We start from the raw sequence: 11,997 nt of genomic DNA on the forward strand, positions 1-11,997 counted from the left end.
TCTCTCCCGTTCTTCAAGCCGCGATGCCGTCGGCGACCGCACAGCGGCGGGGGTCGGCGACCGCCGTCAAGGTTCCGCTCGCATCATCGTGCGCGATGACCGAGAAGCTGCCCATGTGATAATCATAGCCCGACAACGCCCCGACGCGGACGCCGAGCTTGTGCAGGTCTTCGACGACGCCGGGCGCAAGACGATCCTCGATCGCGACAAGCTGCGCTTCGCTCATCGGCAGCATCCGGGGTGCGTCGACCGCGGCGTAGGGATCGAGCTTGAAGTCGAGCAGATAGGCGAGCACCTGCGGCAGCGTGCAGTGGATGTTGCCCGGCGACCCTGCCGAAAAGACCGGCTTGCCGTCCTTCAGCACCAGCGTGTTGCCGATGATGCAACGCGCCTTGGCGCCCTTGATCAGCACCGTGTCCATCGGGCTCTGCAAGGCACCGAAGGTCGCGTGGCTGCCGACCATCGGGATGCCGCCGACGACCTGCCCCGGAATTCCCGAACCTTGCAGCGTGTCCATGAACTGGCACCAATTGCCCTCGGCATCGACGACCGCGATCTCGCAGCTACCGCTCGGCTGCTTCTCCTCATGGTTGACCAGCCGCGGCTTGCCCGACGGCCCGGCAAAGGCCGACATCATGTCGCCCGCACCCGTGCCGTCGCCCGCCAGCCGGATATGATCGGTCATGTCGACCTTCGGCCGCGACCCGCGGATCAGCTTGGCGAGATGTTTGTGATAATCGTCGTCGAGCACCTCGGCGCGCGGCACGCCATAGACCTGATCGTCGCGCGCATATTCCCAGTGCCGTTGGCCCTGACGCAGCGCATGGCCCATCGCCCAGATATGCTCCGCCGAACCCGGCGCCATGTCGCGGATGCCAAGATGCTTGAGCACGCCGAGCGCGACGCTGCTGAAAAAACCCTGCGCCTGCGGCGGCCCGAGGAACAGCACCTCATATTCATTATAGGCGAAGCGCAGCGGCTCGACCCAGCGCGGCGGCGTCTCGGTCATATGGTCCATCGAGACCTTCCAGCCGAGCGCGTTGCCCTTGGCGACGAACTTCTCCGCCCACGGGCCGGTGATCATATAGTCGGGCCCGTTGTCGCGCACGCCGCGCAGCGTGTCGGCCATCCCCGGCGGGGTGAAGATGTCGCCGACGTTCGGGAAATAGCCGTTCGGCTGATAGAAATCGCGGCCTTCGGGGAAATAGGTGATGAACTTCTCGCCGAAGATGTTCACGCCATATTCGAAGGTCGAAACCTCATGGCCTTTCTCGGCCCAATGCACCGCATCGGTGCAAAGGTCGGCCCAGTCCTTCGTCGCAAATTTCCGGTGGATTTCCTTGAGGCCGGGCATGAAGCCCGGGATGATCGCCGACGGCGGCGAGGTCGCATAGCTGCCGAGGCCCGGCGGCACCGGCTTGAACGGCGGCAGACCCGACGGATGGCCGCCAAGGCTATCGAGCTGGTGGACCTTGCCCGTCTTCGCCTCATAATAGAGCATGGTGACGAGGCCCGCATGATTGGTCATGAAGGGTTCAGCCGCAGCCTGCACCATCGCGCCCGCGATCACCGCGTCGGCCGCGTTGCCGCCGCTGTTCAGCACCTTCATGATCGTTTCGGTGACGATCGCACTGTCGGTGGTGACGGCCGCCTTGAGGCCGGTGACCGGCGTCTTCGGGCCGGGGTTGCGGATATAGTCCGAGGGGTTGCTGCTCAACGCTTGTCTCCTTGTCCCAAAGCGACGGCTTATTACCGTTCAACGCCCATCGCCCGTTATCGCGGGCCGAAATCAAAACAGTGCTGAACTGACTGGGGTGCGTCGCATTAACATGCATTGCTGTCTTTTTTGATGCAAGCCCTTTTGTGCGCGGTGGCGCACGACCCGCTCAAAAGCCGTCAGCGCTATCGCTGACGGACAGGGACGATCAGACGAACGGCAGCGCGCCGCGGCGAAGTTCGCTGGGGCTGATGCCGAAGCGGCGCTGGACCGCGACCGAAAAGCTCGACGGATGGTTGAAACCGACGGCATAGGCGATCTGGGTGATCGACGTGTCGCGCTGCCCGAGCAACGCCAAGGCGTGCTGCATGCGCAGGTCGCCGACATATTCGAAGACGGTCTGTCCGACGATCTGCCGGAAACTGGCGCAGAGGCCGCTGCGGCTGAGACCGACCTGCTGGGCGAGTTCTTCGAGCGACGGCGGATCGACGAAATTCTCCATCAGCAATTGCTGCGCCTTGAGTACCCCGCGCGTTGTCAGCGCCGAGGCCTCGATAAAGGCAGCGCCCTCCTCCTGCCCCAACGCGCCGAACATATGGCAGAGAATCTCGATCGCCCGTGACTGGATGAACAGCCGGCGGCCGTGCCCCTTCAGCGGGCACGCATGCAGCCGGTCGAGACCACGGAGCAGCGCCGCACCGAGCGGCAGGCGACGCGCAACGGTGCGCTGGAGGCTGCCCGCAAGAAAGGCCTGCACCACCGCGGGCAAATCCTGCTCGTTCCCCGCGTAAAGGAGCTTCAGCGCATCGCGGTGGAGATAGATTTGCACCATATGATTGTGGCCCGCGAACACGGCTTCGGCGGGCGGCAGCCCCGGAGGCTCGATGATGATCGCAGCACCAGGCCCCTTGATGTCGAGCGTATCGCCACGCGACGCGACATATTCACCGTCGCCGGCGCTGGCGATCCGCACCCGCAACATGCCGGGCGCCGATACCGACAGCGCATAGGGTTCGGCAAAGACCACCTCGCCGATGTGGACGAAAAACCCGTCGGCGAGCCCGCAAACTTCGGCGTAGCCCGAGCCGAAGGCTTTGGCGAAGTTCATCCGATAGTGGCCCGGATGGCCAAGCGACTCGAACGATTCGACCTCGGGGGGCAGACGTTCGTCTTCGGCGAGCATATAATCGCCGGCCGCACCGCTCAGCGCCAGCGGCTGAAGTTCTTCCGACGGTACCGGAAAGCGCCGTGGTCGGCCCCCAGCGACATTGTTGCGGTTTCCGGGCCCTCGACCGGCGACCGAACGCGAAACGGCCGGCGACCTGACGGGTCGCGCTGCGGCGGCTTGGTTCGATCGAGGCATGGCAGTCTCCCGGTCCGGTCACTTCGCGACGCTCGGCAAACAGTTTTGTACGTTATCGAAAGCAACCCGTCCAGTGGCGGCTAGGATCGCGGTCAAGACACGAAAGAGAGGATCAGACCATGCAAGCCATTCCCGTCCGGAAAACCGTCGGCGGCGTCGCGTTCGAGGATCGCTTCGCCCATCTGCAGGACGACACGCCCGAGGCGCTGGAATGGCAGTGGGCGCGCGACCGCGCCGCGCAAGCGGCTGCCGAGGCTTCGCCCAATTATCGCCCCGTCTATGACCGGTTGCTGGCACTGGCCAGCGGCGGCGGCCTGTTCGCGCCGCGCAAGGTCGGCGGCATCTGGTTCGGTTACACGGGCGACGGCGGCGAGATCGCCTTGCGCGCCGGCGAAACCGCGCCCGGCGAAGGCCAGGTGATCGCCTCGACCGCCAGCCTTGCCGAAGCGGCGGGCGGCGGCGCGGTGATGATGACGTGGTTCGAACCTTCGCCGAACGGCCGTTACGTCGCGCTGGCATGGGGACGCGATGGCGACATGAGCGGACAATGGACGGTGTTCGAAACAGCGACCGGCCGGCGCATCGTCGATGTTCCCGCGCTCGCCTACACCGGCGCACGTCCCGGCTGGCTTCCCGACGAGAGCGGCTTCTGGATCGACGGCCGCAGCGATGAGGGGCTGCACCGGCTGCACTTCGTTCCCGTCGCCGATGGCGCAACCGAACGGCCCGACGTCGTGCTGCCGGAAACGCTCGTCGAGGCGAAGCATTCGGGGCTGACAGCGCATGTGTCGCCCGACGGCCGCCGCGCCATTCTGGTCACCGAGCCGCACGAGCATATCGCGCTCGCCCTGCTCGATCTCGATACGCTCGCCGCGACGCCCTTCCTTCCGGACGGCTGGGACGGCGAGTGCGACGGAAGCTGGATCGACGCCGAAACCTATGTCGCGCGCGTCAACGACGGCGCGCCGCAGGGCCGGGTCGTCGCCATTCCGGTATCGCATTCGACCGACCGGTCGACGTGGCGCGAGCTGGTTCCCGAGAGCGAGGGCTTCATCGGCTGGGCTGGCGTGATCGGCGGGCGGCTCTATGTCGGCGATCTTCTCGACGTGTCGCTCCGCGTGCGCGTCTTCGATCTCGAGGGCCGGCCCCTCGAAACGCTACCGCTCGACAACCCGGGCTCTTCGCCGTCGATGCTGCTCGAACGCTGCGTCCGCCCGAACGACATGCTCATTTTCACCCATGCCACCTTCACCCGCTCCGCGGTCTTGCTGACGCACGATCCGGAAACGGGCGAATTGCGGCAACATGACGAGCCCGTGCATCGGCTGGATGATGCCGTCGTCGAACGCCGTTTCGCAACCAGCCGCGACGGCACGCGCATCCCCTATTTCATTGTTCGCCAGCAGGCGTTACCGCTCGACCGGCCGCAGCCCGCGCTCGTCCACGCCTATGGCGGTTTCAATGTGTCGATGCTGCCAAGTTTTCCCTCGAATTTCGTGCCCTTCATCGAGGCCGGCGGTATCTTCGTCCAGGCATCGCTGCGCGGGGGCGCCGAATATGGCAAGGGATGGCACGACGCCGGCCGCCTCCGTAACAAGCAGAACACCTTCGACGATCTGGCAGCCGTCGCCGAGGCGCTGATTGCCGACGGCATCTCGAAACCCGAGTTGATGGCCTTCATGGGCGCAAGCAATGGCGGCATGCTCGCCGGGATCGCGATCGTCCAGCAACCGCATCTCTGGCGGGCGGTGGTTCCGTCGGTGCCGATCTTCGACATGATGGAAATGCTGCCGCTGACCGCCGCGACCGCCGGCGTCCGCGCGATCATGTATGAGGATTATGGCGACACCACCGTGCCCGACGTCGCCACGTCCGTCATCCGCTGGTCGCCCTATCACAACATCGCCGACGGCGTCGCTTACCCCGCAGTCTACCAGATCTTCGGCGAGCATGACGTCGGATGCATGCCCTTCCATGGCCGCAAGTTCACCGCGCGGCTCGACGAAGCCGACAGCGGCGGCCGCCCGATCCACTTCCGGGTGTGGCGCGACACGGGGCATGGCGTGGTCGATCCGGCGAGGGTGGCGGCGTGGAATGGCGAATGGCTGGCGTTTGTCATGGACCAGATCGGGATGAAAGCGGCCGAACCCACTGCGTGACGGCGATCGCCTTCGCGGCCTGAAACGTCGATCCGACCATACACTATTGTACGTTCCGTCAATCTCGATATCATCGCATCCGAAAATTTCAGCCGAGGGAATCACATGCAGACCGACTTTCGCCGCCACCCGCTGTTCGAGAAGGCCGAGGCGCTGACCCGCGCCTGGCTGCGCCCGGGAACGGGCGAAGTGGCCGCGCTCGGACAGCTCGCGGCGAGCCCAGACGGCCGCCGCGCGGCCGCGGCGGCCCAGCTCTGCGAAGTGCTCGAAGGCGCGCCCTCGACGCGGATCGCCATCGTCGATCTCGCATCGGGCGATCTCGATATCGTCACCGGCGGGCCGCGCTCCGACAGCGCGCCGGGCTGGTCGCCCGACGGCCGCTCGATCGCCTTCCTGTCGGATCGCGAGCAGGCCTATGCAAACCGCCTGCGCATCCTCGACGTCGAAACCGGCGCCGACCGCGCCACGGCCGCGGTCGACGGCTTCGTCGAATATCTGCAATGGTCCGCCGACGGCAAGGCGATCCTGCTCGGCGTGGCGGGCTATGGGTCGGACCTCGCAGGCGCGCAGGGCGCTTTCTCGGTCAGCCTCGAAAGCGAAGCCGGCGAACAACCGGCATGGGCACCGACGGTCGAAGGGGCGCCCGAAGCCGCGCCCTGGCGGAGCGTCTGGCTCTATGACCTTGCCAGCGGCACCGCGCGTCAGGTCACTCCGGCCGGGGTCAATGTCTGGCAGGCCGTCTGGTGCGGCCCCGATCATGTCGCCGCCATCTGTTCCGACCAGCCCGAGGAGACATGGTGGTATTCCGCCGACGTCCGGCTGATCGAGGTCGCCAGCGGCGGCGTCCGCACGCTCTTCGAGCCTGCCGACCAGCTCGGTTCGCTTGCCGCAGCACCCGCCGGGGGCACGGTTGCGGTCGTCGAGGCGGTGTGCAGCGACCGCAATATCGTCGCGGGCGACCTGCGCCTGATCGACGTGGTGAGCGGTGAGATCGCCCGGCCCGCGACGCTCGATGCCGACGTCGTCCAGTTGAGCTGGCGGGGCGACGACGCGTTGCTGTTCGTCGTTGCCGACGGCCCCGAAACCGCCGTCGGCCTGCACGACCGGCCGGCGGCGGCGAGCCGCGAAATCTGGCGCGGCGGCGAACGCACGCCTTCAGGCATGATGTTCCCCGAGGTCGCGCCGCTGGGCACCGCGGCCGGCGATATCCTGTTCATGTGCGAATCCTTCTTCGAGGCGCCGACCTTGCGGGCCCTCGAAGAAGGAACCGAGCGCGAAATCCGCCGCTTCGGGACGCCCGAGGTCGATGCGGCGGTGGCCGGGCTCGGATCAGCCCGCGACGTCTGCTGGACCGCGCCCGACGGGCTGGAGGTTCATGGCTGGCTGCTCACCCCGCCGGGCCCCGGGCCGCATCCCCTGATCATGCAAATCCATGGCGGCCCGGTCTGGTATACGCGGCCAATCTACATCGGCCGCTCGGCGCTGCCGCAAATGGCGCTCGCTGCGGGCTATGCGCTGTTCCAGCCCAACCCGCGCGGATCGAGCGGGCGCGGCCAGAGCTTTGCGCGGCAGGTGTTTGGCGACATGGGCGGCGCCGACACGCAGGATTATCTGTCCGGGCTCGACGCGCTGGAGAAGGCGGGCATCGTCGACCCGGCCCGCATCGGCGTGACCGGCGGCAGCTATGGCGGCTTCATGACCTCGTGGCTGATCACGCAGGACCAGCGCTTTGCCGCCGCCGTCCCCGTCGCGCCGGTGACCAACTGGGTCAGCGAGCATCTGACCTGCCACGTCCCGACCTTTTGCGAGATTTTCCTCGACGACCGGATCAGCAATCCGACCGGCAAATATTTCTCGCGCAGCCCGATCCATTTCGCCGATCGCGTCAAGACGCCGACGCTGAACATTTGCGGCGCGCTCGACAAGATCACGCCGGCGGGGCAGGCGCTCGAATTCCACCACGCGTTGCAGATCGCCGGGGTCGAGAGCGTCCTCCTGACCTATCCGCAGGAGGGGCATGGCGTCCGTACCATGCCGGCATCGTTCGATTATACAGCGCGACTGATGAGCTGGTTCGCAAGGCACATGCCCGCAGACCGCGCCTGACTCATCGCGCGATTCGAAGACGTCGAATCGCACCGATTACGATCAAAAATGCCGCAGTTTTCATGGGTTATCGGCGATCCAGTTTTGCGTTGACCTACAGTACACTACTGTATAGTCATTGAGTCGAGAGAGATAAGCTTGGACCAGTTCGGGAGGGTGGAATGAAACAGTGGATGGTGGCTCTTTTGGTCGGCACGGCGCTATGCCCCGCGGCCGCATATGCCCAGTCGGACGCCGAGGCCGACCAAGCCCCGGGTGACATCATCGTCACCGCGCAGCGCTATGAACAGCGGCTTCAGGACGTGCCGGTGTCGATCACCGCAATCGGCGCCGACGAACTCGCCTCGCGCGGCGCCGCGACGCTCGGCGACCTCCAATATTCGGTGCCCGGCCTGTCGCTGTACGAATATGGTCCCGGCAAGCAGGTGGCGCAGCTCCGCGGCATGGCGAACCTTCAGGGCGCATCGACCGTCGGCATCTACCTCGACGAAACGCCGCTCGCGCTCGATATCCAGGGGGATTCGATCTCGGTTCGTCTGCTCGACATGGAACGGGTCGAAGTGCTGCGCGGACCGCAGGCGACGCTCTATGGCGAAGGGTCGATGGGCGGCACGATCCGTTACATTCCCGCCGCACCGAAGCTCGGTCAGGTGAGCGGCTCCGCTGAAGGCGAATATAGCAGCACGCGCTATGGCGGCGACGGTTACAAGGGCGTCGGCGTCATCAATCTGCCGCTCGGCGAAAAGGCCGCGGTGCGCCTCGTCGGCGGCTATGAGCGCCTTGCCGGCTGGATCGACAATGTCACCACCGGCGACAAGAACGTCAACTCGCAGGATCTCTACACCGTGCGCGGCAGCCTGCTGGTCGAACCGACCGACCGGCTCAGCCTGTCCTTGATGGGGCTGTATCAGAAGAGCGATCAGGCCAATCAGGATTTCGGCGTCAACCGCCAGACGATCGTCGCAACCCCGGCGTTCAACAAGGAACGCTACGCGCTGGTGCAGGGCAAGTTCGACTATGACCTCGGCGGCCCGATCCTTGCGGGTTCATTGAGCTATATCGACCGCACGAACCGCAGCGCGAGCGACCTGTCGCCCTTCTATGTGCCCGTGCTCACCGCGCCGCGCGAACTGGGCGGGCTCGGCCTCGCTCCCGGCTTCATCGACCAGGTCGTCCTTGCAGCCACTTATGACCAGCAGGTCTTCAACTCCGAACTGCGGCTTTCGTCGCAGGGCGAAGGACCCGTCGGCTGGTCGCTCGGCGTCAACTATCGCGAACTCAAGAACCGCGTGATTTCGAGCGCCGAAACCGAACCGAACGACATTCCGGCCGACGCCCTGTTCGGCGATGGCCGGCCATCGATCCTGTATCTCGATCAAAGGACCAAGATCCGGTATCTCGCGCTGTACGGCGAAGTGACCGGCGAGATCACGCCCGAGCTGAAGGTGACGGCGGGCGTCCGTTATTTCCGCGAACGGAAAAGCCAGGTTTCGGACAATACCAACTTCGGCATCGATGTTCTCGACATCAACGCGGGCACGTTCGAAACGGTCAATCCGCGCCTGAACCTCAGCTATGAATTCTCGCCCGATTCGATGATCTATGCGAGCGTCGCCAAGGGTTTCCGCGGCGGCGGTTTCAACCTGACGTCGGCGGGCGGCGGCATTTTCGAGGTTCCGCCGACTTTCAAGCCCGACGAAGTCTGGACCTATGAAGTCGGGACGAAGCATCAGCTCTTCGACGGCAAACTGCTCCTCGACGCCAGCGTCTACCGCACCATATGGTCCGACGTGCAATCCTATGCCTTTGCGCCGGGCAGCGCGATCACCATCACCACCAATTCGGGCGACGTGGCCGGTTGGGGCGTCGACCTGTCGGCGATGTTCCGCCCGATGCGCTCGCTGACGCTCAGCGCCACCTATGGCTGGAACAACCTCGAATACAAGAATGCGACGGCCGACAAGCTGCCGGGCGACCCGGTCGATGCCGCGGTTCCCGAATCCTGGTCGGCATCACTCGATTTCCGCCCGGCGCTCGGCGGCGACGTCACCGGCATCTTCCGCGTCGATTATCAGCACGCCGCGGCAGGCCAGATCACCCTGCGCAACTTCGGCGGCCAGATCATCCCCCGCCCCGGCCGCGACCTCGTCAATGCGCGGATCGGTGCGGCGATCGGGCCGGTCGAGGTGGCGCTGTTCGCGAACAACCTGTTCAACGAGGACGCCCCGAACATCGTCGGCCCGTTCGGCGTCTTCCTCGAAAACCTCGAACAGCGGCCGCGGACGATCGGGGTCAATGCCCGCATGAGTTTCTGACGCACCATCCGGCGGCCTTGTCGCGGGGGATGCAGCGGTTCCGCCTTCGGGCGGGGCCGCTGCAATGCCGTCCGGCAAGATCGCACGGTGGGCAAGCCTCTCTCATCCAAGGACCGGAACATTGGCAAAAATAATCGACGGACAAAAGCTGGCGCGGGCCTTGCGCGTCGACCTGCTGAAGCGGGCAGACGCGATCGCCGCGCGGCGCGGCACGCCGCCGGGGCTCGCGGTCATCCTCGTCGGCGACGACGCCGCTTCGGCGGTCTATGTGCGCAACAAGATCCGCGCCTGCGAAACTGCCGGCATCCACTCGACATGCCTCCGCTTCCCTTCGACCGTCGGCAACGACGAATTGCTCACGACGATTACCGAACTCAACGAGGACGCCGCGATCGACGGCATCCTGGTGCAATTGCCGCTGCCGCCGCACATACTGCTCGATCAGGTGCTGGAGGCGATTTCGGTCGAAAAGGATGTCGACGGCTTCCATCTCTACAACGTCGGCGGGCTGGTGACGGGCAACACGATCTTCTCGCCCTGTACCCCCTATGGCGTCGTCAAGCTGCTCGAGAGCGAGAATATCGCGATCGAGGGGCAGAATGTCGTCGTCGTCGGCGCCAGCAATATCGTCGGCAAGCCGATGGCGCTGATGCTGATGGCGCGCGATGCGACCGTCGCGATCTGCCATGCCAAGACGCGCGACCTCGCGCAGTTCACGATCCTCGCCGACATCCTCGTCGTCGCGGCGGGGGTGCCCGGGCTGATCATCCCGCAGATGGTCAAGACCGGTGCCGTCGTCATCGACGTCGGGATCAACCGCCTGCCCGACGGACGCATCACCGGCGACGTCGATTTCGAGGGTGTTTCGGCCAAGGCGTCGTGCATCACGCCGGTACCCGGCGGCGTCGGACCGATGACGGTGACCATGCTGCTGGAAAACACCATTGCATCGGCGGAGCGTGGCTTGGCTCGCAGTGGGAGACTATTGGAAAATATGGATTCATAAGTGCGATTTTGCTCGCGATTCCAGTTGAAAAGTAAAATACACATCTGTATAAAAAGAATCGGAGGAACCGAGATTGACCAGACATTATTCCGCCCTGTCCCTGCTCCGCGAAGGCTTGAACGGCCAGCGCGGCTGGCAGCCCGCCTGGCAAGACGCCGATCCCAAGCCGCGCTATGACGCGATCGTGATCGGCGGCGGCGGGCACGGTCTGGCGACCGCCTATTATCTCGCGAAGAACCACGGCATCACCAACGTCGCGCTGATCGAGCGCGGCTGGATCGGCGGCGGCAACACCGGCCGCAACACGACGATCATCCGCTCGAACTATTTCTTCCCCGAGACCGCGGCTTTCTTCGAATTCGCGCTGAAGCTCTACGAAGACCTGTCGCGCGAGCTCAATTACAACATCATGTTCTCACAGCGCGGCATGTGGATGCTCGGCCATGATCGGCACGGCATGGAGATGCTGCGCCGCTCGGCGAATGCGATGCGGCTCAACGGCATCGATGCCGAACTGCATAACGAAGCGGGCGTGCGCGCCGAGATTCCGGGGCTCAACGACTCCCCCCGCTTCCCGATCCTCGGCGGCCTCAACCAGCCGCGCGGGGGTTCGGCGCGCCACGATGCCGTCGCCTGGGGCTATGCGCGCGCCGCATCGGCACTTGGTGTCGATATCATCCAGAATTGCGAGGTGCAGGGTTTCCTGATCGAGGACGGCCACGTCCGCGGGGTCGAAACCAGCCGCGGAACGATCCGCAGCGAATGCGTCGGCATGGCGGTTGCGGGTCATTCAACGGTGGTCGCCGAAAAGGCCGGCGTCCGGTTGCCGATCAGTTCCTACGCGCTACAGGCCTTCGTTTCCGAACCGGTCAAGCCGTGCCTCGACACGGTGTTGCTGTCGCCGGCGACCGGCACCTATCTCAGCCAATCGGACAAGGGCGAACTTGTTATCGGCGCCGGACTCGATCTCTATCTGTCCTATGCGCAGCGCGGAAACCTGCCGTGGATGGAGCGCGCTGCAGCTGGGGTGATCGAGCTGTTCCCCGCCTTCTCGCGGATGCGCTTCCTGCGCCAATGGGCCGGCATCTGCGACGTCGTCCATGATTCGACGCCGATCATCGGCGCCACCGACCTCGGCGGCTTCTATGTCAATTGCGGCTGGGGAACCGGCGGGTTCAAGGCGATCCCGGCGGGCGGCTGGTGCCTCGCCCACGCCATGGCGACCGGCGCCTCGCACCCGCTCGCGAGCGCGTTCAGCCTCGACCGTTTCAGGACCGGCGCGCTCATCGACGAGGCCTCGGCCTCGGGCATCGCGCACTAAGGGGGTTCCA

7 protein-coding genes are annotated in these 11,997 nt (G+C 65.3%); 5 read left to right on the forward strand and 2 right to left on the reverse strand.

Annotated elements, in window-relative coordinates:
• Positions 1–13 precede the first annotated feature (13 nt).
• Positions 14–1,717, reverse strand: a complete 1,704-nt coding sequence (locus LH19_RS16630; protein ID WP_054730408.1) for a gamma-glutamyltransferase — start codon at positions 1,715–1,717, stop codon at positions 14–16.
• A 208-nt stretch (positions 1,718–1,925) separates the two neighbouring features.
• The gene (locus tag LH19_RS16635; protein WP_082395808.1) at positions 1,926–3,080 is read right to left on the reverse strand and encodes a helix-turn-helix transcriptional regulator; all 1,155 of its coding nucleotides are present in this window, start codon (positions 3,078–3,080) and stop codon (positions 1,926–1,928) included.
• Positions 3,081–3,199: 119 nt separating this feature from the next.
• Here LH19_RS16635 and LH19_RS16640 point away from each other — a divergent pair, with 119 nt between their 5' ends.
• The 5 genes from LH19_RS16640 to LH19_RS16660 all read left to right on the forward strand — a co-directional run bounded on the left by LH19_RS16640 (position 3,200) and on the right by LH19_RS16660 (position 11,987).
• Positions 3,200–5,239: a prolyl oligopeptidase family serine peptidase gene (locus tag LH19_RS16640; RefSeq protein ID WP_054730411.1), complete on the forward strand. Its 2,040-nt coding sequence runs from the start codon at positions 3,200–3,202 to the stop codon at positions 5,237–5,239.
• A gap of 105 nt (positions 5,240–5,344) precedes the next feature.
• On the forward strand, positions 5,345–7,345 hold the full coding sequence (locus tag LH19_RS16645; RefSeq protein ID WP_054730414.1) for a S9 family peptidase: 2,001 nt from the start codon (positions 5,345–5,347) through the stop codon (positions 7,343–7,345).
• A gap of 173 nt (positions 7,346–7,518) precedes the next feature.
• Positions 7,519–9,660 (forward strand): TonB-dependent receptor, encoded by a 2,142-nt coding sequence (locus LH19_RS16650; protein WP_167346286.1) that lies wholly within the window; start codon positions 7,519–7,521, stop codon positions 9,658–9,660.
• A 64-nt stretch (positions 9,661–9,724) separates the two neighbouring features.
• Complete coding sequence (gene folD, locus LH19_RS16655) at positions 9,725–10,666, forward strand: bifunctional methylenetetrahydrofolate dehydrogenase/methenyltetrahydrofolate cyclohydrolase FolD (RefSeq protein ID WP_054730420.1); 942 nt, start codon at positions 9,725–9,727, stop codon at positions 10,664–10,666.
• 73 nt (positions 10,667–10,739) lie between these two features.
• Complete coding sequence (locus LH19_RS16660; protein WP_054730423.1) at positions 10,740–11,987, forward strand: sarcosine oxidase subunit beta family protein; 1,248 nt, start codon at positions 10,740–10,742, stop codon at positions 11,985–11,987.
• Positions 11,988–11,997: the final 10 nt, after the last annotated feature.

It is taken from the genome of Sphingopyxis macrogoltabida, from assembly GCF_001314325.1.
In the GTDB taxonomy this organism is placed as follows: domain Bacteria; phylum Pseudomonadota; class Alphaproteobacteria; order Sphingomonadales; family Sphingomonadaceae; genus Sphingopyxis; species Sphingopyxis macrogoltabida.

Bases quoted from the DNA above. Each gene is read 5' to 3' on its own strand.
- LH19_RS16635 (WP_082395808.1), bottom strand. From the start codon at position 3,080: ATGCCTCGATCGAACCAAGCCGCCGCAGCGCGACCCGTCAGGTCGCCG.
- LH19_RS16640 (WP_054730411.1), top strand. From the start codon at position 3,200: ATGCAAGCCATTCCCGTCCGGAAAACCGTCGGCGGCGTCGCGTTCGAG.
- LH19_RS16645 (WP_054730414.1), top strand. From the start codon at position 5,345: ATGCAGACCGACTTTCGCCGCCACCCGCTGTTCGAGAAGGCCGAGGCG.
- LH19_RS16650 (WP_167346286.1), top strand. From the start codon at position 7,519: ATGGTGGCTCTTTTGGTCGGCACGGCGCTATGCCCCGCGGCCGCATAT.
- folD (WP_054730420.1), top strand. From the start codon at position 9,725: ATGCCGTCCGGCAAGATCGCACGGTGGGCAAGCCTCTCTCATCCAAGG.